A 21,180-nucleotide genomic window follows, 5' to 3' on the forward strand; every position below is an offset into this window, starting at 1 on the left:
GCAAATCAACCAGGCGCGACCAGCGGCCGCCCCTCGAAGATCGGTTCCATCGAGAAAACGCCCGTCACGCGCTCGAGGTCCATGCCAATGATCAGACGTTTGTAAAGCGCGTCATAGCCGGCCATGCCCTGCGTCACGGCCTTGGCCATGTAATCCCATTCGCCGCCGATGCGATGGAATTCGATGATCTCGGGCTGGGCCTCGATCCGGGCGCGGAAACGTCTGGCCCAGGAATCGTCGTGATGCCGCGTGCGGATCATGATGAAGACGGTCAGGTCCAGGCCCAAGGCGGCCCCATCGACGACCGCGCGCCTGCCCTTCAGGATACCGGCCTCGGTCAACCGGCTCATGCGCCGCCAGCAGGCATTCTGCGACAACCCTACGCGATCGGCCAGATCGCGCTGCGACAGATCGGCATCCTGCTGCAGAAGCGCCAATAGCTTGTTGTCAATTTCATCAAAATTCTGGGACTTGCTGCGCATCTGACAACCATTTCTTGGAAAACCCTGCAAAAAGCAAAATGCTTATAGCAGGAACAAGGATCAAGATGGCGTGAGATCACGAGAACGAACCATGCCGCCATTCCAAAGCTTTATCGAACGTCTGGGCAACGACCCGCTGAACACCATCCATCAGCATCTGATCGGTCGCGATGCCGTCATCCGGGGGCCGTTCGGGCCGCGTCCGCTGATCTATGCGGATTACATTGCCTCGGGCCGGGCGCTGCGTCCGCTCGAGGACTGGGTGATCGAGAATGTCCTGCCCTGGTATGCAAACAGCCATACCGAGGCCAGTCATTGCGGCGGCATGATGACCCGGATGCGCCGCGCCGCGCGGGCCGAGATCGCCCGACTGACGAAGGCAGGGCCGGAACATGCCGTGATCTTTACCGGTTCGGGGGCGACGCAGGGCATCAACAGGCTGGTCCATCTGCTCGACGCTGGGCCGGGCATCACCGTGCTGATCGGACCCTATGAGCATCATTCCAATATCCTGCCCTGGCGCGAAAGCGGCGCGCAGGTCATCGCCCTGCCCGAAGCCCCGTCAGGCGGGCCGGATCTGACGGCCCTGCGGGCGGCGCTGGCAGAGGCACAGGGACCGGTCATCGGCGCATTTTCTGCTGCTTCCAACGTGACCGGGATCCTGACCGACGTGGCGTTGGTGACCGCGATCCTCAAGCAGGCAGGCGCGCGCGCGGTCTGGGACTATGCGGGCGGCGCGCCCTACCTGCCGATTGACATGGGGCTGGGGATGGATGCCATCGTCGCCTCGCCGCACAAGTTCATCGGCGGACCCGGCGCGTCTGGCGTCTTGATCCTGCGCCGCGAGGCGGTCGTGGCGCAGCGGCCCAGCCTGCCCGGCGGAGGCACGGTGCGTTTCGTCTCGCCCCTCGGGCAAGATTACGCAACATCACTCGAGGCGCGGGAAGAGGGTGGCACACCGAATGTCGTCGGAGACATCCGCGCCGCGCTGGTCTTTCTGACCAAGGAGGCGGCAGGACAGTCCGGAATCGAGGCCAGACATGCGCAATGGCTGCGGCTGGGTCTGGACCGGCTGGGGGACCATCCCCGGATCGAGTTGCTGGGAAATCCCGATGCCCCCCGCCTGCCCTTTTTCAGCTTCCGCATCCGCGACGGACAAGGCGGTTTCATCCATCAGCAGCTCGCCACCCGGATGCTTTCGGATCTGCACGGAGTTCAGGCGCGCGGCGGCTGCGCCTGTGCCGGGCCCTATGTTCACGATCTGCTGGGGCTGGACGCTGCGGCCTCCGATCGGATGCGCGCGGCGATCCTCGCCGGAGACGAACATGAAAAGCCGGGCTTCGTGCGGCTGAACCTGTGCTGGGCCGCACCGCGCTCCGAGATCGAGGCCATTCTCGCAGCCGTGATCAGCCTCGCGGATCACGGGCCAGATCATCTTGCACAATATTCCTGCGACCGCGCGACCGCGATCTTTACGCCCGTGGCGGCGGAATAGCGCGCTCTTTCGCAAGATATTCGCGCAGCAAGGCGACGCGGCGCGGCCGGAAACTGGTCGCGCCACGCTCCATGAGCCGGATCCGCGGCACATGAAAGACGCGGAAATCGTCGCGCAGGCGGCAATGCGCGAGCAGCATCACGCTCTGGTCGCTGTAGCTTAGCCCCAGCGGCCAGATCTCGCGCCGGCTGTGGTGGTCCCGAAGATCAAGATACTCGATCACCAGACTATGCTCCTCCCACAAAGACTGGCGCAACAGGGTCATGTCCACCCCCGGCACGGGGCGCGTCGCCCCCACGGGCCGGAACAGGCGCATCGTCGCATGCATGGCGTGGCGTCCCTGCGACTCGGGCAAGGTCGCGATGATGCGGGCCATCGCGTCTTCGCCCGCGCGGCTCAGAACCTCGTCCCCCAGCCCGCGCAGGCCCGAGACCGCAAGAAGCAATGCCTCGATCTCGAGCCGAGAAAAGCTTTGCGGCGGCAAGGCCGGATCCTCGGTCAGCGCATAGCCCACGCCCGCCTCGCCGTCGATCAGCGCACCGCCCGCGCGCAGGGTCGCGATGTCACGGTAAAGCTGGCGCAGGGAAACGCCGGTCTCTTGCGCCAGCCGCGCAGCCGTCACCGGCGCAGGCAGGCGGCGCAGGGCATCCATCAGTCGCATCAGCCGGTCGGTGCGGGACATGCTGCCACCTTTTGTCAGCAGGCTCGGCGCATCCTGACCTTATCGCAACAGGAGGCCAAGATGCTAACCCTATACCATGCGCCGCAGAGCCGCTCGGATGTCATCGTCGAACTGATCGAGGAAATGGGCATTCGCGACAAGGTCACGATCCGGCAGGTGACGATCCCGCGTCAGGATGGCTCGGGCGGGCGCGATCCCGCCAATCCGCATCCCGAGGGCAAGGTTCCCTATCTGGTGAATGGCGAGGACCATGTCCGCGAGCGCGGCGCGATCATCACCTATCTGACCGACATGTTCCCCGAGGCCGGCCTTGCCCCGCTGCCCGGAGATCCCAGGCGCGGGGCCTATCTGGCCTGGCTCTTCTGGTATCAGGGCGTGCTTGAGCCAGTCGCAATCTTTCAGTTCGCGGAGTTGGAGCATCCCGTCCTGACCGCGACCTTCCGCGATTACGACACCGCACTCGCCGAATTGGACGAGGTCCTGCGCCGCCAGCCCTGGCTGCTTGGCGATCGGTTTTCGGCGGCAGATCTGCTGATCGCGGGGCCTTTCAACTTCTTCAAGGATCAGATGCGCTCGACCCCGGCCATCGCGGAATGGGTGCAGCGGGTCTATTCGCGCCCGGCCATCGCCCGCGCAGCCGAGGCGGTCGCCTGAGGGCCTTCGACCGGCAACCTGGCCAGTTGCACCATGAGGATGCCCGCCGCGACGATCAGCGCCCCGATCACGTCCGAGACACCAAAGCGCTCGCCCAGCATCGCCGCGGCAATGACCACGCCAAAGATCGGCGAGAGGAAATGGAAGGTCGCGGCCCGCACCGCGCCAACGCGACCGACCAGCAGGAACCAGATCCATGTCGCGCCGATCCCCGGCGCAAGGACGGTGTAAAGAAACGCCCACAGCAAGCGTGCATCCCACTGGATCGGTCGGCCCCATTCCATGAGAGCCGCGGGAATAGCCAGCGTGACGGCCCCCACCGCCATCTGCGCCGCGACAATGGTCATCATGTTGCGACTGCCGCCGACGCCCCGCGCGGCAAGGGTCGCAGCCGCCAGGGCGACGACCGCCACAAGGCACATCATCATGCCCGGCACATTCAGGCCATGTTGCAGCCGGATCCCCATGATCAGGCAGACGCCGATCACCCCCAGCACCAGTCCCGCCACCGCCATGGGGCGCAGCCTTTCGCGGAAGAAAAGCCATCCGAGGAATGCCACCGCCAGCGGCATCATCGAGGCGATGATCGCAGCGGCCGAGGCCTCGACCTGTTGCATCGCGATCCAGTTCAGCCCCAGATACAAGGCGTTCTGGCAGATGCCAAAGATGATGACGGTTTTCCACTCGTTCCGGCTGAGCCGCAGGCTTTGGCCCATGGCCAGCGCCATCGGGACGGCAATCACCGCAGAAAGGGCAAACCGCAGCACCAGCGCGGTCAGCGGCGGCGCGGCCATGACGATGATCCGGGTGGTGGTGAAGGCCGAGGACCAGAACAGGGCGAATCCCACCCCCATGGCAATGGCCCGCAAATCCATGTCCGCCCCCGCGTCAAGCTGCCCCGGACTGGCTACCATACGAGGGGGTATGTGCAAGTCAATTCCTTGGCAGGTCCCCGGACATGAAAAAGGGGCCGCGCAAGCTGCACGACCCCCTCAGCGGATCAGTCCTGAAATCAGGCGTTGACGCTGTCTTTCAGCGCTTTCGCGATGGTGATCTTGACCACCTTGTCGGCGGGCTTGGTCATCATTTCCTGGGTCTGCGGATTGCGGACCTGACGCTCGGGGCGGGCGCGGCAAGCGACTTTGCCGATGCCCGGCAGGGTCAGAGCGCCGCCCTCGGCGACGGTCTTGGCGACGACGGCCGAAAGCGCGTCCAGCGCAGCGGTGGCAGTTTTCTTGTCGCTGCCCATTTCTTCGGCCAGCGTGGCAACCAGCTGGGTCTTGGTCATCGGTTTCGAAGCGGCCTGAGCCATAGTCTGTCTCCTCGTTGTTTCCCGTTCGGGAAATTTTCGAACGCCACCTTGGCGGCATGATTTCCGCTACACAAGCTTTTTGACGTGGGTGCAAGCCAATTTTGGCCATTTATCCCCAGCAAACGCAGCGAAACGGACCGGCGTCCACCCGGAATTACAGGAAGGCGGTCTCGTTGAACGAGCGCAACTTCCGCGAGTGTATCCGATCGAGCGGAGTTGCCCGAAGCTTCTCCATCGCCCGAATTCCGATCAGCAGATGGTTGGCGACCTGCGTCCGGTAGAAATCCGTGGCCATCCCCGGTAGCTTCAACTCACCATGCAGCGGCTTGTCCGAGACGCAAAGCAGCGTGCCGTAGGGAACCCGGAAGCGGAAGCCGTTCGCCGCGATGGTGGCGCTTTCCATGTCGAGCGCAACGGCGCGCGACTGCGACAGGCGCTGCACCGGGCCGGACTGGTCGCGAAGCTCCCAGTTGCGGTTGTCGATCGTGGCGACGGTGCCCGTCCGCATGATGCGTTTCAGCTCATAACCATCCAGCTGCGTGACCTCGGCCACGGCCTCTTGCAGGGCCACCTGTACCTCGGCCAGAGCCGGGATCGGGACCCAGATCGGCAGGTCGTCGTCCAGAACGTGATCTTCGCGCAGATAGGCATGTGCCAGCACGAAATCGCCAAGCGACTGGCTGTTCCTGAGGCCAGCGCAATGGCCGACCATCAGCCAGGCATGCGGCCGCAGCACCGCGATATGGTCCGTGGCCGTCTTGGCGTTCGACGGCCCCACCCCGATATTCACCAGCGTAATCCCGTCGCCATCGGGGCGCTTCAGGTGATAGGCGGGCATCTGCGGCGTCTTGGCCCCGGTGACCAGCAGATCCTCGGGGCGTTCGAGGATCTGGTTCCCCGGCGCGACGAACTCGGTATAGCCGGAATCCGGGTCGCCGAGGGCGCGGCGGGCAAAGGCCTCGAACTCGTCCACATAGAACTGGTAGTTCGTAAACAGCACGAAATTCTGGAAATGCTCGGGCAAGGTCGCGGTGTAATGCGAGAGCCGCGCCAGCGAGTAATCCACCCTTTGCGCGGTGAAGGGCGCAAGCGGCTGGCTGCCATCCGGGTTCGGCCCCGAAGTGCCGTTCACGATGTCATCGTTCATCGTGTTCAGGTCCGGCACGTCAAAGACATCGCGCAGCGAAAAGGCCAGCACACCTTCCTGCGGCACGTTCAGGTCGCTTTGCGTCGCCACCGCGAAATGCACCGGCATCGGCGTGTCACTGTCGCCCACCGCGATTTCGACGCCGTGGTTTTTCATCAAGAGTCCGATCTGCTCGGTCAGGTAGCCGCGGAACAGATCGGGCCGCGTCACCGTCGTCGCATAGCTGCCCGGCAGCGCGACATGGCCGAAGGAAAGCCGCGAATCCACCTTGGCATGGCTTGTCACGATCATCCGCAATTCGGGATAAAAGGCGCGATAGCGCGCCTTGGGCGGATCGCCTTTCAGCGTCGAAAGAAAGCGGTCGAGCAAGAAATGCGAGGCCCGCTCGTATAGCTCGATCAGCTTCTCGACAGCTTCTGCCGCATCGCTGAAATAGGCTTTTCCGGCGGGTTCCGGCGTCTCGAGAGGCAATAGCCGGCGGTCGGTCATCATGCGCGCTGCTCCTGTTTTAAGAAACTCTGGCATTGCGACCGGGGACTGGCAAGCGCCGTCGGGCCGCCCTATCTGGCACCCAAAGGAGTATTTCCGATGCAATTTTCGATACTGGATCTGGCGGTTGTCGCAGAGGGCTCCGATGCCCGTAAGGCTATCGCCAATTCCGTCGCGCTGGCGCAGGCCGCCGAGGGCTGGGGTTATCACCGGTTCTGGCTGGCCGAGCATCACAATATGCCGGGGATCGCCAGCGCCGCGACTGCGGTGCTGATCAACCATGTCGCCGCCCAGACCAAGACAATCCGCGTCGGCGCGGGCGGCGTGATGCTGCCGAACCACGCGCCGCTGGCGATCGCCGAGCAATTCGGGACGCTTGCGACCATCCATGGCGACCGCATCGATCTTGGCCTTGGCCGCGCCCCCGGCGGGGACGGCGCGGTCATGCACGCGCTTCGCCGCAGCATGTCGCGCAACGAGGATTTCCCGAATGATGTGATCGAGCTTCTGCGCTATTTCGGCCCGGCCCAGCCCGGCGCGACGGTCGCGGCCCATCCGGGGCAGGACACCAATGTCCCGGTCTGGATCCTCGGCTCGTCGCTTTACGGCGCGAGCTTGGCCGCGGCACTTGGCCTGCCCTATGCCTTTGCCAGCCATTTCGCGCCCGGCGATCTGGATCAGGCCGTGCCGCTTTACCGCGAGCGCTTTCAGGAAACGCCCTTTGGCAGCCGCCCGCGCTTCATGCTGGCAGTGAATGTCATCGCCGCCGAGACCGATGCCGAGGCGCAGCGCCTGCGCACGAGCCAGATGATCAGCTTTGCCCGGCTGCGCACCGGGCATCCCGGCCTCCTGCCCCCGCCGGTCGATGACATCCACGCGGCGGTTCCGGCCGCTATTTTGCCCGGCGTCGAGCATGCCCTGTCGGTCAGCGCGGTGGGCGCACCCCAGACGGTGGCGGCGAGACTCGAGGACCTGATCGCCCGCTACCGCCCGGATGAATTGATCCTTGTCGGCAATATCTATGACCAGAAGGCGCGGCACCGTTCCTTCGAACTCGCCGCCGAGATCCTGCGGGCGCGCGGATGAGGGCGCTGGTCCTTGGTCATGGCTATAGCGCGGGATTCCTGACCCCGCTTCTGTTGGCTGAAGGCTGGGAGGTCACGGGCACGACCCGTGCCCATCCCGAGCGTGTTGCGCAGAGCGGCGCGCGCCCGATGCTTTGGCCCGGCCATGAGGCAACCATCAGAGAAGAGATTGCCCGCGCCGATGCCATCCTGATTTCGGCCGGGCCGGGACAGGGCCACGACCCCGCCCTGGCGGATTTCGCCGAGGACATCGCCCAGGCCAAGCCGCTTTGGCTGGGCTATCTTTCGACGACCGGGGTCTATGGCGACCATGCGGGCGGCTGGGTGGATGAGGAAACGCCCCTGACGCCCTCGACCAAGCGCGGCCATGAGCGCGTCGCGGCTGAAACCGCATGGCAGGCCTTGGCCCACGCGCATGACCTGCCGCTGCATATCTTCCGTCTGGCCGGGATCTATGGGCCGGGGCGCGGGCCTTTCGCCAAGGTACGTTCTGGCACGGCGCGGCGCATCGTGAAGCCCGGTCAGGTCTTTTCGCGCATTCATACCGAGGATATCGCACAGGTCCTACTGGCCTCGATCAAGGCCCCGCGCCTTGGCGCGATCTACAACCTATGCGACGACGACCCTGCCCCGCCCGAGGCGGTCATCGCCCATGCCGCAGAGCTACTGGGCCTGCCTCTCCCGCCGGAGGAAGACTTCGCCACGGCCGAAATGACGCCGATGGCGCGATCGTTCTACGCGGAAAACAAGCGGGTCTCGAACGCACTGATCAAGCGCGAGCTTGGCATCAGTCTGCGCTATCCCGATTACCGCAGCGGCTTGGCGGCGCTGCTCGCCGCCGAGGCCTAGCGCGCGAGCGTGCAGCAGCCGGTCAGCATCCGCGAGGGCGTCTCCGCGCCGTCGAGAATGACCGAGATCGCAAGGCCATAAGCCCGGTCCGACATGCCGTCCCAGCATTGCGCGGGGCGGACAAAGCCAGTGAGGCGACCCTTGTCATCACCCGCGATCAGTCCTCGGGTCGGCTCGCCCTCGATGCCGCGATCCATGACGCGGCGCAGTTCAAGCTGGCGATCCTCGTGATCCGGCTCGGAAAAGACCACGCCGGATTTCGCCGCCTTGAGCGACCAGAAGGGTTCGGTCCCGGCGCAGCTCAGACTTTGCGGCAGGGCTTCGGTCTGCCAGACGCCGGTCTCGGGCTTGAGGAAGCGCAAGGCGACCCAGCCGCTTTTCTCGCCGACATTGACCTTGCCCCATTTCCCTTCGGGATCGCGGGCGATCAGCTCGACCCCGGTCGCGGTGGCGGGCAGGGTCGCGATGACCTTGGCCTGTCCGTCCGGGCGCTCGCGCACATTCAGCGTGTCCCAGGTCTCGACGACAGTGACATCATAGAGATTGGGCAGGTATTCCGGCGGTTTGGCCGCGGCGGGCGCAGGCGCGGGGGCCGCGGCGGCGGGCTCGGCTGGCTTTGCCTCGACGGCCGCCTCCGGAGCCTTGGGCTGTTCTGCCGCGTTCGGGGCCGGTTGTGCTGGCGCGGAGGGGTCTTGCGCCAAGGCCGAAAGCGGTGCGCTCAGGGCAAGCCCGGTCAACAGGATTCGCAGCATCTTCAACCTCACGCGCGTTTCGCCACGGCCACGTTCAGAACCTCCAGCACCTTGGCCTTGATGTCGGGGGCGGACATGCGCGCCTCGCGATACATGGCCTCGGGGCTTGCATGGTCGATGAACGTATCGGGAAGCACCATCTGGCGGAAGCGCAGCCCTTTGTCGAACACGCCCTCATCGGCAAGAAGTTGCGCGACAAGGCTGCCGAAACCGCCGACTGCGCCCTCTTCGATGGTGATCAGCGCCTCATGCGTGCGGGCAAGGCGCAGGATAAGATCGCGGTCGAGGGGCTTGGCAAAGCGGGCATCGACCACGGTCGGCTGCACGCCAAGGGCCAGAAGTTCCTCGCGCGCACGCATGACCTCGGCCAGGCGCGTGCCAAAGGACAGGATCGCGACGCGCTTGCCCTCGGCGATGACACGGCCCTTGCCGATCTCCAGCGGCTCGCCGCGTTCCGGCATCTCGACGCCCATGCCCTCGCCGCGCGGGTAGCGGAAGGCGATCGGGCCCGCATCGTGGGCGGCGGCGGTGGCGACCATATGCACGAGTTCCGCCTCATCGGCAGCGGCCATGACGACCATGCCGGGCAGGTTCGCGAGGAAGGCGATGTCATAGGCTCCGGCATGGGTCGCGCCATCGGCACCGACCAGCCCGGCGCGGTCGATGGCGAAGCGCACCGGCAGGCGCTGGATCGCCACGTCATGCACGACCTGATCGTAGCCGCGCTGCAGGAAGGTCGAGTAGAGCGCGCAGAAGGGTTTCATCCCCCCCGCCGCAAGGCCCGCCGCATAGGTCACGGCATGCTGCTCGGCGATGCCCACGTCGAAGCAGCGGCGCGGGAAGCGCTCGGCGAAAAGGTTCAGGCCGGTGCCGTCCGGCATGGCGGCGGTCACCGCCACGATCTTGTCGTCGCGCGACGCCTGATCCAGCAGCGCGCGGGCAAAGACCGAGGTATAGCTCGGCGCATTTGACTTGGCCTTGGCCTGCGTGCCGGTCGCCACGTCGAATTTCGCCGTGGCATGGCCCTTGTCCGAGGCGCGCTCGGCCGGGGCATAGCCCTTGCCCTTCTTGGTCACTGCATGGATCAGCACCGGGCCGGTCGCGCGTTCGCGCAGCGTGCGCAGAAGCGGCAGAAGCTGGCTCAGGTCATGGCCATCGACCGGGCCGACATAGGAAAAGCCCAGCTCCTCGAAAAGCGTGCCGCCGATGGTCATGCCCTTGAGCATCTCCTTGGCGCGGCGCGCGCCCTCTTGCAGGGTCGGCGGCAGGAAGCCCACCGCGCCCTTGGCCATGGCCTTGAGGTCCTGCAGCGGGCGCTCGGCGTAAAGCCGGGTCAGGTAGCGCGACAGCGCCCCGGTCGGCGGCGCAATGGACATTTCATTGTCGTTCAGCACGACGAACAGCCGCTTGCCCAGATCGCCCGCATTGTTCAGCGCCTCGAAGGCCATGCCAGCGGTCATCGCGCCGTCGCCGATCACCGCGATCGCATCGCCCGGATCGCCGCCAAGTTCGCGCGCCATGGCAAAGCCCAAAGCCGCGCTGATCGAGGTCGAGCTATGCCCCGCCCCGAACGGGTCATAGGGGCTTTCCGAACGCTTGGTAAAACCGGAAAGCCCGCCCTCGGTGCGCAGGGTGCGGATGCGGTCGCGGCGTCCGGTCAGGATCTTATGCGGATAGCATTGATGGCCGACATCCCAGATGATCTTGTCGCGCGGGGTTTCAAAGACCGCATGCAGCGCCACTGTCAGTTCGACGACGCCCAGACCCGCGCCCAGATGGCCGCCCGTGCAAGAGACAGCCGAGATCGTCTCGGCGCGCAGTTCGTCGGCAAGCTGGATCAGCTCGCGGTCGGTCAGAGCCTTCAGGTCCGAGGGCAGGCTGACACGGTCAAGCACCGGCGTCGCGGGGCGGTCGGGGTGATCGGTCTGGCTCATGGCTGACCCTTTCGTCGGAAATTCAGGCGTCGCGTTCGATGATAAACCGCGCAAGCGCGCGCAGGTTTCCGGCATTTTCGCCATAGGGTTCAAGGGCGGACTCGGCGGCACGGACCAGTTTTCGGGCCTTGTCCTGCGCACCATCCAGCCCCAGCAGCGACACGAAGGTGGCCTTGTTCGCGGCACCGTCCTTGTTCAGGCGCTTTCCGGTCTGATCTTCGCTGCCGGTCACGTCAAGGATATCGTCCTGAATCTGGAAGGCCAGACCGATATTGCGGGCATATTCGGTCAGAGGGGCGGCGTCCTCACCAGCCATGAGCGCCCCGGCCGTGGCCGAGAAGACGATCAGCGCGCCGGTCTTGGCCCCTTGCAGGCGCTTGATCGCCACGAGGTCGAGCGGCTGAACGGCGTTCTCGGCGGCGATGTCGAGGGCCTGTCCCCAGACCATGCCCCGCGCGCCGACCGCCTCGGCGAATGCGCGGATCAGACTGATGCGGGTCTCGGGGCCGCCGATCTGCGCCTCGGTCAGAAGGCCGAAGGCCAGCGTTTGCAGCGCGTCCCCGGCAAGGATCGCGGTCGCCTCGGACCATTGGATATGACAGGTCGGCAGGCCCCGGCGCAAATCGTCGTCATCCATGGATGGCAGATCGTCATGGACGAGGCTATAGGCGTGCAGCGCCTCGACCGCCGCCGCGACCGGCAGCGCATCGCGGTCGGACAGGCCGAAGAGCCGCGCCGATTCCATGACCAGAAACGCCCGCAGCCGTTTGCCACCGATGCAGGCATAGCGCATCGCGTCGGTCAGTTCGCCCGGCGGCAGGTTGGCCATGGCCTCGTCGAGCGCGGTCTGGACCTGCGCCTTCACATCCTCAAGTCGGGCTTGCATCACAGCCCCTCGACGGGAACCGTGCCCACCGGCTGACCATTGGCCGCGAGGGTGATCTTCTCGACCCGCTCCTCGGCGGCGCGCAGCACCTTGTCGCAATGCGCGCGCAGAAGCGCACCGCGTTCGTAAAGCTTGATCGATTCCTCGAGCGAGGCCTCGCCATGCTCGAGCTTGCCGACGGTCGCCTCCAGCTCGCGCATCGCCTCTTCGAAGGACATGTTTTCGATCTCGGTCATGGCGACGTCTCCCTCAGAACCTGGACATGGGCGCGCGCCGAGCGGCCCAGAGCCGCAAGATCATAACCACCTTCGAGCACCGATACCACAGGGGCCGAACATGCGAGCGCCGCGTCGCAGATCATCCGCGTAATCGCCGCGAAATCGGTGTCATCCCATAGAAGCGAGGCCAGCGGATCATCGGCATGGGCGTCGAACCCCGCCGAGACGAGGACGAGTTGCGGCTGGAACGCGCTCATCCGGGCGCAAATCTCCTGCCATGCCGCCCGCGCGACAGTCCCATCCGAGCCCGCCTGCAGGGGCACGTTCAGGATCTGGCCATGCGCGCCGCGCTCAGTTGCCCCGCCGGTGCCGGGATAGAGCGGGTATTGATGGGTCGAGGCGAAAAAGGCGCGCGGCTCGTTCCAGAGCAGGTCCTGCGTGCCATTGCCGTGATGGACATCGAAATCAAGGACCGCGACCCGGTCGAGCCCGTGATGATCCAAGGCCCGCTGCGCGCCAATGGCGATCGAGTTGAAGATGCAGAACCCCATCGCCCGCGCGCGCTCGGCGTGATGGCCGGGGGGGCGCATGGCAACAAATGCGCTGCCCGCCTCGCCCGCGAGCACCGCATCCACCGCCGCGCAGACGCCGCCGACGGCATGGGATGCGGCTTCGAGACTGCCCGGCGACAGGTAGGTGTCGGCATCGAGCATGGTCCAGCCCTCGCTCGGCAGCTTGCGCCGCACCATCGAGAGATAGGCCGGTGGATGGCAACGCAGGATATCCTCATCCGTGGCGTCGGGGGCCTCGCACCGATCCAGCTCGAGTCCGGCCAACGCGTCGATCACGGCGTCAAGCCGTGCCACGCGTTCCGGATGGCTGGGTGGCGTAACATGCCGAAAACCCGACGGATGTGTATAAAGAAGCGTCATGCCAAAACGATTAGAAGGCACTTCCCGACCGGGCAAGTGATAGTTCCGCGACCTGCCGAAATGGACGGGTCGGGCTTCGGGGATTGCCTATCCCTGACGCATCACCCGCGCAGGATGTGCGGGGCCGGGGGATGCCCGGCCGCCGGATCCGGCGCGCCGGACGCGCGCGCAGGATCGGATGGAGAGGCTTCAGGCCACCAGGCGTTGGCCGTCATGCCCGAGAATGGCCACCTCGATCAGCGAGCCCTCGGGCATGTCGCGGTCGAAGGCGACCTCGGTGAAATGCTCGGTCCGGGCGAGGCGCGGGCCTTCGGTCAGAACCAGGCGGGTCTGCCCGACCTGCGCCTCAAGATGCGAGACCAGCGCGGCGTCGCCCTTGGCGCGCAGTCGGGCGGCGCGGTCCTTGATCGCGGGACCGGCGACGCGCGGCATGCGCGCGGCGGGCGTGCCCTTGCGCGCCGAATAGGGGAAGACATGCAGGAAGGTCAGGCCGCAATCATCGACCAGCTTCAGGCTGTTCTCGAACATCTCCTCGGTCTCGGTCGGGAAACCGGCGATGATATCGGCGCCGAAGACGATGCCGGGACGCAGCTTGCGGGCATCCTCGCAGAAGCGGATGGCGTCGTCGCGCAGGTGGCGGCGCTTCATCCGTTTCAGGATCATGTCGTCGCCCGCTTGCAGCGACAGGTGCAGATGCGGCATCAGCCGCGGCTCGCTGGCGATGGCGAGCATCAGGTTCTCATCGGCCTCGATCGAATCGATCGAGCTGATGCGCAGGCGCGGCAGGTCGGGCACCAGCCGCAGGATGCGCATGACCAGATCGCCAAGCTTGGGCTGGCCCGGCAGGTCCGCGCCCCATGAGGTCAGGTCGACCCCGGTCAGCACCACCTCGTTGAAGCCGCGATCGCGCAGGCGCTTGATCTGGTCCACGACCACGCCCGCCGGGACCGAGCGCGAATTGCCCCGGCCGTAAGGGATGATGCAGAAGGTGCAGCGGTGGTCGCAGCCGTTCTGGACCTGCACATAGGCGCGGTGGCGGCCGAAGCCGTCGATCAGGTGGCCGGCGGTCTCCTTGACGGACATGATGTCATCGACCTGCACCTTTTCGGTCTCGCCGATCAGGTCGGGGGCCTGAATGCTGGCCCATGTCTGGGGCTGCATCTTTTCATGGTTGCCGATGACGCGTGTGACCTCGGCCATGGCGGCGAAGGTCTCGGGCTCGGTCTGGGCCGCGCAGCCGGTGACGATGACCGGCGCGCCCGGATTCTCGCGCGAGAGGCGGCGGATTTCCTGACGCGCCTTGCGCACGGCCTCGGCGGTCACCGCGCAGGTATTCACGATCACGGCGCCTTTCAGCCCCGCGGATTCGGCCATTTCGCGCATGGCCTCGGTTTCATAGGCATTGAGACGGCAACCCAGCGTCGCAAAGACCGGGGCCTGAGACTGATCGGTCATGAGCGCCAGACCCCGTCAAAGACATGCGCGGTCGGGCCGGTCATCCAGACCCCGTCCTCGCGCCAGTCGATTTCCAAGATGCCGCCGGGGACATTGACCTTGACCTTGCGGTTCGTCAGGCCGCGCCGTGCCGCCGCGACGACCGAAGCGCAGGAGCAGGAACCCGAGGCCAAGGTGATGCCGGTCCCGCGCTCCCAGATGCGCAGGATGATCTCGTCCGGCGAGACGATCTGCACCACTTCGATATTGGCTCGCTCGGGATATAGCGGATGATGCTCGTGGATCGGGCCGAAATTCTCGAGATGAACCGCCGCCACATCCTCGACGAAGAAAGTCATATGCGGGTTGCCCATGCCGGTCGCGACCGGGTCGCCCGCGATCGGCAGATGCAACGTATCGATATCTTCGGCCAACGGGATCCGGGCCCAGTCCAGCACCGGCTGCCCCATATTCACGCGGGTCAGACCATTGCCGGCTTCCTCGGCGATCAGCACGGCGTGATCGGTCGCAAGCCGCAAATCCCGCGCCCCCGATTCGTCCAGAAGATAGCGCGCAACGCAGCGCGTGGCATTGCCGCAGGCCGCCGAAACCGAGCCGTCGCTATTGTAAAAGACCAGCCGCGCATCGGCATCCTTTGCGGGCAGGATCACGGCCAATTGGTCGAAACCAATACCGAAATGCCGATCCGCCATCGCCGCGATCACATCGCGATCGGGCTCGGCGCCGGTCTGGCGACCGTCGATGACGACGAAATCATTGCCGAGCCCATGCATTTTCATGAAGGGCAAAGCGGCGCGGGGGGTAAACTGCGGCTGCTGATCCATGCCGGTCACATACGCTTGGCGGGAAGAATTTTCCAGAGGCCGTGATTTTTTCGCTTGACCCCATCAGCCACCGACACTAGTTAGCCGCCCTGTGCAGTGGGCCCGTAGCTCAGTTGGTAGAGCAACTGACTTTTAATCAGTGGGTCACAGGTTCGAATCCTGTCGGGCTCACCATCACATACCAAAGGCTTGGGCCGCGATGCCCGAGCCTTTTGTGTCTTCATACGTGGGCCCGTAGCTCAGTTGGTAGAGCAACTGACTTTTAATCAGTGGGTCACAGGTTCGAATCCTGTCGGGCTCACCATTCTTTCCTGAAAATCCGTTCGCGCGACCGGCTGGCTGCCCAATTTACAGAGCCGGGCCGGAAACCCTTATCCCTTGCCGGGGTTCACTTGCTGGTAAGCAAGCGGGAACGGCATGGCTGCAACTCTCTTCTGGATCTGCCGGGATTTCCGGATCCGTGACAATCCATCCCTTTGTGCCGCTGCAAACGAGGGGCCCGTGCTGCCGGTCTTTGTCATCGACCGGGCATTGATGGCTCAGGGCGCGGCCAGCCGATGGCGGCTTGCCCGCGCCCTGAAGGCCTTTGACGCCGAATTGCGATACAGATTGGGCCAAGGCGTCCTCGTGCTGCGCGGCGAGCCCGAAGAGGTTCTGCCCGCCCTTGCCGCGCGACAAGCCGCACGGACGATCCACGCCAGCGACTGGCCCTGCCCCGCGATGCGGCAAGCCCAGGATCGCCTGAGCAGCCGGCTGGACGGCGTGGCATTGCATCTGCATCCGGGCCATCTGCTGATCCATCCGGCCGCCCTGCGCAGTACCACGGGCGGGACATATCGGGTCTATAGCGCATTCGCCCGATCCCTGCGCAATATCGGGCCGGATCGCCCCTGCCCCGCGCCGACCCTGCTGACCCTCGCAAGCGACAGGCCCGCCGGAGAGGATGTCCAGACCCTCGACCTCGCGCCGGACCTCTATTCGGGCGAGGCAGTTCTTGAACGCCATGCCCTGCCCGCAGGAGAGACTGCGGCCTGGCAGGCCTTGGGGGATTTCATCGACCGGCTGGCAGGCTACCAAGCCGGACGGGACCGCATCGACCGTCATGCGACCTCTTGCCTTTCCGAAGCGCTTGCCCTGGGCGAGATCAGCCCCCGCAGCATCTGGGCCGCCATTCAACAATCCCATGCGCATTCCGGTGACGCGCAGAAATTCCTATCCGAACTGATCTGGCGGGAATTTGCCTGGCATTTGCTGATCTCGTTTCCCGCGATGGCCCAGCGCCCCTGGCGCGAGGAATGGGCTGCATTTCCCTGGCGCAACCGGGATCCCGCCTTCGAGGCCTGGCGGCAGGCCCGCACCGGCATTCCCCTTGTCGATGCCGGGCTGCGCGAAATGCGTGTGACGGGACGGATGCATAATCGCGCCCGGATGGTCTGCGCAAGCTATCTGACCAAGCATCTGCTGATCGACTGGCGGCAGGGGCTCGCGCATTTTGCGGACAGCCTGACCGACTGGGACCCGGCGGCCAATGCGATGAACTGGCAATGGGTCGCCGGATGCGGCCCGGATGCCGCGCCTTTTTTCCGTATCTTCAATCCCTTGACGCAGGCAAAGCGTTTCGACCCCGAGGCGCGCTACCAGCGACGCTGGCTTTTGGGCCATCTCGGAAGCGACAGCGACGCGGCGCGCGATTACTTCGACACCCTGCCTTCGGACTGGATCGTGCCGCAATGCTATGACGCGAAGGAGGCGGCCGAGGATCTGGCCTCGGGCCGCCGCGCCGCCCTTGCGGCCTATGAAGGGATGCGGGTCTAGGAACGTCTCGGCGGCCAGTCGCGTTCGAAAGGGCGGAAGACGCATGACCCATTTCAAGGAGTCCTTCATGTCCGACCTGCTAGTCATTGCCTTCGACGACGAGGCGACCGGTTTCGAATTGCGCAGCGAACTCGTCAAACTGCAAAAGGAATATCTGATCCAGCTCGAGGATGCCGTCGTTATCACCCGGCCCGCGGCCGAGGATATCCAACTGCATCAGGCGGTGAACCTGACCGCCGCCGGTGCTTTGGGCGGCGGCTTCTGGGGCACACTGGTCGGGCTGATCTTCCTGAACCCGCTGATCGGCGCCGCAGTTGGGGCGGCCTCTGGGGCGATCGCGGGCCGGTTCACCGATATCGGCATCAATGACGATTTCATGCGCGAGCTTGGCCAGTCGATCCCGCCGGGCGGTTCGGCAGTCTGCGTCCTGCTGCGCAAGATGACCGCGGACAAGGTTCTGGCGCGTCTCGAAAGTTTCAAGCTGCGCGGGCGGGTGCTGCAAACCTCGCTGCCCGACGATCAGGAGGAGAAGCTGCGCGAGGCCTTTGCCGGGGGCAAGCTGGGCAGCGCGCTTGGCATTCCAGCTGCAGATCCGGCGCCTCGACCGGCCGCCCCCACCGCGACGGAAGGCCCCGAACAGATCTAGCCACAGCGCTTGACGCATGGATTTGGGCATGAGAGGACGCCTTTCATGCCCCGGTCCAGCGACAGCCTTGCAGGAAACCCTAAGCGCGCCGCTGGAAACGCCCGGCGCGGTGGCCCCCTGCGTCGGCTTGGCCTCTGGCTATGGGCATGGGCGCGATGGCTTGGCCTGCGCTTCCTTGCCTTGATGTTCGTGCTGGTTTTCGTGTTCTCCTTCGTCAATCCCCCGACAAGCTGGACGATCCTGACGGGCACGCGCGCGTTTCCGGGCACGGCGCGGGAATGGACAAGCCTGTCCGAGATTTCACCGAATATGGTGCGGGCGGTGGTCGCCGCCGAGGACGCAAATTTCTGCAAGCATTGGGGTTTCGACATGATCGAGATCCGCCGCGCGATTGCCTCGGGATCAAGCCGGGGGGCCTCGACGATCTCCCAGCAGACCGCGAAGAACGTGTTCCTCTGGCAGGGCCGAAGCTGGCCGCGCAAATTGCTGGAAACGACCTATACCCCGATGATCGAGGCGCTGTGGTCCAAGCGGCGCATCGTCGAGGTCTATCTGAACCTCGCCGAATTCGGCCCCGGCGTGTTCGGCATCCATGCCGCCGCCAAATATCACTTTGGCACCACGCCGGACAAGCTCGGCACAAGGCAAGCGGCGGCGCTGGCCGCTATCCTTCCCGCCCCCAAGACACGCAAGCCGCAGACCGGCTCTGCCCGCACGCGGGCAATCGCCGCGGGCGCGGCCACGATCCGCGCGGATGGGCGCGATTCCTGCCTGCGGCTGGCGCGGCCGGGCCAAGCTGGTTGAAACCGTGAAATTCCAAGCGTATCACACAAGCAGTCCGCGAATTTCCCCCGGTGTTTCCCCCAGATGAATACGTCCTCTCCGAATTCCACCATCAGGCTTTACCACATCTCGCTCTCGCCCTATTGCCGCAAGGTGCGTCTGGTGCTGGCCGAGAAACGGATCGAGGTCGAGCTTGTCGAGGATCGCTATTGGGAGCCCGGCTCCGAGATCATGCGCCGCAACCCGGCGGGCAAGCTGCCGGTGCTGCGCATGGATGGCCGCCTGCTCGCCGAAAGTCAGGCGATCTGCGAATATCTCGACGAGCGCTATCCGACGCCCGCGCTGCTGCCCTCTTCGGCGGCCGACCGCTACGAGGTGCGTAGGCTCTGCTCATGGTTCGACGACAAGTTCGCCAATGAATGCACCCGCCCGGTGATGAATGAGCGGGTCTGGAAGAAGGTCATGCGGCTCGGCTATCCGGATTCCCGCACCGTCAAGGCTGGCCTTTCGGCGATCCGCTACCATATGGACTACATGAAGAGCCTGCTCGAACATCGCCGCTGGCTGGCTGGCGACGTGATGACGCTGGCAGATTTCGCCGCCGCCGCGCATCTGTCCTGCCTCGACTATATCTCGGACGTGGATTGGACCCATTCCGCCGAGGTGCAGGAATGGTACGCCAAGATCAAATCCCGCCCGGCTTTCCGAAGCCTTCTGGCGGATCATCTGCCGGGGGTTCACCCGGCACCGCATTATGCCCTCTTGGATTTCTGACCCCGTAGAAATTCGTTCCCGGCTTGAGGAACAATCACGGGCCGAGGGTTTCTCGGCCCTTGGCATTTCTGCGCCTGACGCCAACCCCGAACTGCCCGAGCGGCTGGCGGAATTCCTTGCGCAAGAACGCCATGGCCAGATGGAATGGATGGCCGAGCGCACGCATTGGCGCGCTGCCCCCGACGCGCTTTGGCCCGAGGCGCGCTCGGTCATTATGCTGGCCGAGCTTTACACGCCCGAGCATGACCCGATCGAGGTGCTGAAATATCCCGACCGCGGCGCGGTCAGCGTCTATGCACAGGGCAAGGATTACCACGATCTGGTCAAGAAGCGGCTGAAACGTTTGGGCGGTTGGCTGGTGAGCCAGACCGGCTGCGAGATCAAGGTTTTCGTCGATACCGCCCCGGTGATGGAAAAGCCCTTGGCGCAGGCGGCGGGTCTGGGCTGGCAGGGCAAGCATACGAACCTGCTGTCGCGTCAGCTTGGCAGTTGGTTCTTCCTCGGCGCGATCTTCACAACGCTCGACCTGCCAAAGGACGCGCCCGAGCGGACCAATTGCGGCTCGTGCCGGGCATGTCTGGACGCCTGCCCGACCGGGGCCTTCCCCGCGCCCTACCAACTGGATGCGCGGCGCTGCATTTCTTACCTGACGATCGAGCATAAAGGCCCGGTCGATCCGGAACTGCGCCCGCTCATGGGCAACCGGATCTATGGCTGCGACGATTGTCTGGCCGCCTGCCCTTGGAACAAATTTGCCCAAGCCGCGACCGAGCTGCGCTATCACGGACCGCATGGCGCGCCGGCTTTGGCCGAGTTGGCCGGTATGGACGATGCTGCGTTCCGCGCCCGCTTCTCGGGCAGTCCGATCAAGCGGATCGGGCGCGACAGGATGGTGCGCAACTCTCTTTACGCCATCGGCAATTCGGGGCTTGCACATCTGCGCCCGGTGGCCGAAGCCTTGCTGAACGATCCCGATCCGACTGTTGCCGACGCAGCCCAATGGGCCTGCCAAAAGTTGTCATGATCCATCACACGCCTGAAAGTCCGCTGCGCGGCATCCTTCTGAAATGCATCAGCGTGGTGGTCTTCACCATCATGGCCTCGCTGATCAAGGCGACCTCGGAGGCGGGCTTGGGCGTCCCGCCCGGCCAACAGATCTTCTTCCGCTCGCTTTTCGCCATTCCGGTGATCCTGATCTGGCTGATCTGGCGGCGCGAACTCAGCGTCGGGCTAAAGACCTTTCGCCCGATGGGGCATTTCTATCGCGGCGTCGTCGGGACCATGGCGATGGGCATGGGTTTCTGGGCACTATCGCTACTGCCCTTCCCCGAGGTCACGGCCATCGGCTATGCCGCGCCGCTGATGACGGTAATTTTTGCCGCGATGTTTCTGGGCGAAGAGGTCCGGCTGTTTCGCCTGAGCATGGTGGTGATGGGCCTCTTGGGCGTGGTCATCGTCTTGTCGCCGCGTCTGACTGCAGGGGCGGAACTGGATCCCGGGCAGCAACTCGGCGCGGTCGTTACGCTGACCGGGGCTGCCTGCACCGCCATGGCGATGATCTTTGTGCGCAAGCTCGTGCAGGAAGAACGCACCTCGGCCATCGTCTTCTGGTTCTCGGTGACCTCGACGCTGCTGAGCCTGCTTACCCTGCCCTTTGGCTGGGTCATGCCCTCGCCCGGCACGCTCGCTCTGCTGATCACCATCGGGCTATTGGGTGGGCTTGGGCAAATCCTGCTGACCTCGGCCTATCGCTATGCCGATGCCTCGCTGGTCGCGCCTTTCGAATATGCCTCGATGCTGCTGGCGCTGCTGATCGGCTGGTTCGTCTTTGACGAGGCCCCGACCATGGTGATGCTGGCCGGGGCTGCGCTGGTGATCACGGCGGGGATCCTGATCATCTGGCGCGAACGCCAGCTTGGCCTCGAGCGGAACCGGCAGCGCAAGGCGATGACGCCGCAGGGCTGAG

At 65.1% G+C, this 21,180-nt stretch carries 22 protein-coding genes and 2 tRNA genes; 12 read left to right on the plus strand and 12 right to left on the minus strand.

Annotated elements, in window-relative coordinates; translation table 11 throughout:
* Positions 1–5 precede the first annotated feature (5 nt).
* On the minus strand, positions 6–482 hold the full coding sequence (locus ESZ60_RS05610) for an Lrp/AsnC family transcriptional regulator (RefSeq protein WP_134679450.1): 477 nt from the start codon (positions 480–482) through the stop codon (positions 6–8).
* A gap of 91 nt (positions 483–573) precedes the next feature.
* Between ESZ60_RS05610 and ESZ60_RS05615 the strand changes: the two genes are divergently transcribed.
* Entirely contained in the window at positions 574–1,977 is a 1,404-nt protein-coding gene (locus ESZ60_RS05615; RefSeq protein ID WP_134679451.1) for an aminotransferase class V-fold PLP-dependent enzyme, read from the plus strand.
* Here ESZ60_RS05615 and ESZ60_RS05620 read toward each other — a convergent pair.
* Positions 1,955–2,659: a helix-turn-helix transcriptional regulator gene (locus ESZ60_RS05620; protein WP_134679452.1), complete on the minus strand. Its 705-nt coding sequence runs from the start codon at positions 2,657–2,659 to the stop codon at positions 1,955–1,957. The genes ESZ60_RS05615 and ESZ60_RS05620 overlap by 23 nt on opposite strands.
* Before the next feature lie 60 nt (positions 2,660–2,719).
* Between ESZ60_RS05620 and ESZ60_RS05625 the strand changes: the two genes are divergently transcribed.
* Positions 2,720–3,313 (plus strand): glutathione S-transferase family protein, encoded by a 594-nt coding sequence (locus ESZ60_RS05625; RefSeq protein ID WP_134679453.1) that lies wholly within the window; start codon positions 2,720–2,722, stop codon positions 3,311–3,313.
* On the opposite strand, the gene ESZ60_RS05630 is transcribed toward ESZ60_RS05625, so the two are convergent.
* The 3 genes from ESZ60_RS05630 to ESZ60_RS05640 form a co-directional block, all read right to left on the minus strand.
* Positions 3,268–4,188: a DMT family transporter gene (locus ESZ60_RS05630; RefSeq protein WP_134679454.1), complete on the minus strand. Its 921-nt coding sequence runs from the start codon at positions 4,186–4,188 to the stop codon at positions 3,268–3,270. The two genes, ESZ60_RS05625 and ESZ60_RS05630, sit on opposite strands and share 46 nt — an antisense overlap.
* 137 nt (positions 4,189–4,325) lie before the next feature.
* Complete coding sequence (locus ESZ60_RS05635) at positions 4,326–4,625, minus strand: HU family DNA-binding protein (RefSeq protein ID WP_134679455.1); 300 nt, start codon at positions 4,623–4,625, stop codon at positions 4,326–4,328.
* Between the two features lie 154 nt (positions 4,626–4,779).
* Entirely contained in the window at positions 4,780–6,264 is a 1,485-nt protein-coding gene (locus ESZ60_RS05640) for an AMP nucleosidase (protein WP_425331306.1), read from the minus strand.
* 96 nt (positions 6,265–6,360) lie between these two features.
* On the opposite strand from ESZ60_RS05640, the gene ESZ60_RS05645 reads away from it, so the two are divergent.
* Both ESZ60_RS05645 and ESZ60_RS05650 read left to right on the plus strand, forming a co-directional pair.
* Positions 6,361–7,347: an LLM class flavin-dependent oxidoreductase gene (locus ESZ60_RS05645; protein ID WP_134679456.1), complete on the plus strand. Its 987-nt coding sequence runs from the start codon at positions 6,361–6,363 to the stop codon at positions 7,345–7,347.
* Positions 7,344–8,195, plus strand: a complete 852-nt coding sequence (locus ESZ60_RS05650; protein ID WP_134679457.1) for an SDR family oxidoreductase — start codon at positions 7,344–7,346, stop codon at positions 8,193–8,195. Before ESZ60_RS05645 ends, ESZ60_RS05650 begins: the two co-directional genes overlap by 4 nt.
* Here ESZ60_RS05650 and ESZ60_RS05655 read toward each other — a convergent pair.
* The 7 genes from ESZ60_RS05655 to dapF all read right to left on the minus strand — a co-directional run bounded on the left by ESZ60_RS05655 (position 8,192) and on the right by dapF (position 15,196).
* Positions 8,192–8,947: a COG3650 family protein gene (locus tag ESZ60_RS05655; protein ID WP_134679458.1), complete on the minus strand. Its 756-nt coding sequence runs from the start codon at positions 8,945–8,947 to the stop codon at positions 8,192–8,194. The two genes, ESZ60_RS05650 and ESZ60_RS05655, sit on opposite strands and share 4 nt — an antisense overlap.
* A gap of 8 nt (positions 8,948–8,955) precedes the next feature.
* Entirely contained in the window at positions 8,956–10,881 is a 1,926-nt protein-coding gene (gene dxs / locus ESZ60_RS05660) for a 1-deoxy-D-xylulose-5-phosphate synthase (protein ID WP_134679459.1), read from the minus strand.
* A gap of 22 nt (positions 10,882–10,903) precedes the next feature.
* On the minus strand, positions 10,904–11,767 hold the full coding sequence (locus ESZ60_RS05665; RefSeq protein ID WP_134679460.1) for a polyprenyl synthetase family protein: 864 nt from the start codon (positions 11,765–11,767) through the stop codon (positions 10,904–10,906).
* The gene (locus tag ESZ60_RS05670) at positions 11,767–12,003 is read right to left on the minus strand and encodes an exodeoxyribonuclease VII small subunit (protein WP_134679461.1); all 237 of its coding nucleotides are present in this window, start codon (positions 12,001–12,003) and stop codon (positions 11,767–11,769) included. Before ESZ60_RS05670 ends, ESZ60_RS05665 begins: the two co-directional genes overlap by 1 nt.
* Positions 12,000–12,917, minus strand: coding sequence for a histone deacetylase family protein (locus tag ESZ60_RS05675; RefSeq protein ID WP_134679462.1), 918 nt, complete (start codon positions 12,915–12,917; stop codon positions 12,000–12,002). Before ESZ60_RS05675 ends, ESZ60_RS05670 begins: the two co-directional genes overlap by 4 nt.
* Before the next feature lie 189 nt (positions 12,918–13,106).
* Positions 13,107–14,372: a tRNA (N(6)-L-threonylcarbamoyladenosine(37)-C(2))-methylthiotransferase MtaB gene (mtaB, locus tag ESZ60_RS05680; protein WP_134679463.1), complete on the minus strand. Its 1,266-nt coding sequence runs from the start codon at positions 14,370–14,372 to the stop codon at positions 13,107–13,109.
* Positions 14,369–15,196: a diaminopimelate epimerase gene (dapF, locus tag ESZ60_RS05685; protein ID WP_134679464.1), complete on the minus strand. Its 828-nt coding sequence runs from the start codon at positions 15,194–15,196 to the stop codon at positions 14,369–14,371. Before dapF ends, mtaB begins: the two co-directional genes overlap by 4 nt.
* Positions 15,197–15,294: 98 nt before the next feature.
* Between dapF and ESZ60_RS05690 the strand changes: the two genes are divergently transcribed.
* The 8 genes from ESZ60_RS05690 (at position 15,295) to ESZ60_RS05725 (ending at position 21,179) form a co-directional block, all read left to right on the plus strand.
* Positions 15,295–15,370: transfer RNA gene (locus ESZ60_RS05690), tRNA-Lys, on the plus strand.
* A gap of 54 nt (positions 15,371–15,424) precedes the next feature.
* A tRNA-Lys gene (locus ESZ60_RS05695) sits at positions 15,425–15,500 on the plus strand.
* 113 nt (positions 15,501–15,613) lie between these two features.
* Positions 15,614–17,011, plus strand: coding sequence for a cryptochrome/photolyase family protein (locus ESZ60_RS05700; RefSeq protein ID WP_134679465.1), 1,398 nt, complete (start codon positions 15,614–15,616; stop codon positions 17,009–17,011).
* A 67-nt stretch (positions 17,012–17,078) separates the two neighbouring features.
* On the plus strand, positions 17,079–17,657 hold the full coding sequence (locus tag ESZ60_RS05705; protein ID WP_134679466.1) for a DUF1269 domain-containing protein: 579 nt from the start codon (positions 17,079–17,081) through the stop codon (positions 17,655–17,657).
* A 45-nt stretch (positions 17,658–17,702) separates the two neighbouring features.
* Positions 17,703–18,461: a monofunctional biosynthetic peptidoglycan transglycosylase gene (mtgA, locus tag ESZ60_RS05710; RefSeq protein ID WP_134679467.1), complete on the plus strand. Its 759-nt coding sequence runs from the start codon at positions 17,703–17,705 to the stop codon at positions 18,459–18,461.
* A 63-nt stretch (positions 18,462–18,524) separates the two neighbouring features.
* Positions 18,525–19,214, plus strand: coding sequence for an FtsZ-binding protein FzlA (gene fzlA, locus ESZ60_RS05715; RefSeq protein WP_134679468.1), 690 nt, complete (start codon positions 18,525–18,527; stop codon positions 19,212–19,214).
* Positions 19,195–20,238: a tRNA epoxyqueuosine(34) reductase QueG gene (gene queG / locus ESZ60_RS05720; protein ID WP_134679469.1), complete on the plus strand. Its 1,044-nt coding sequence runs from the start codon at positions 19,195–19,197 to the stop codon at positions 20,236–20,238. The genes fzlA and queG overlap by 20 nt, the downstream gene beginning before the upstream one ends.
* Positions 20,235–21,179: a DMT family transporter gene (locus ESZ60_RS05725; protein WP_134679470.1), complete on the plus strand. Its 945-nt coding sequence runs from the start codon at positions 20,235–20,237 to the stop codon at positions 21,177–21,179. Before queG ends, ESZ60_RS05725 begins: the two co-directional genes overlap by 4 nt.
* Position 21,180: the final 1 nt, after the last annotated feature.

The sequence above is a fragment of the Paracoccus ravus genome (genome assembly GCF_004522175.1).
Taxonomy (GTDB): domain Bacteria; phylum Pseudomonadota; class Alphaproteobacteria; order Rhodobacterales; family Rhodobacteraceae; genus Paracoccus; species Paracoccus ravus.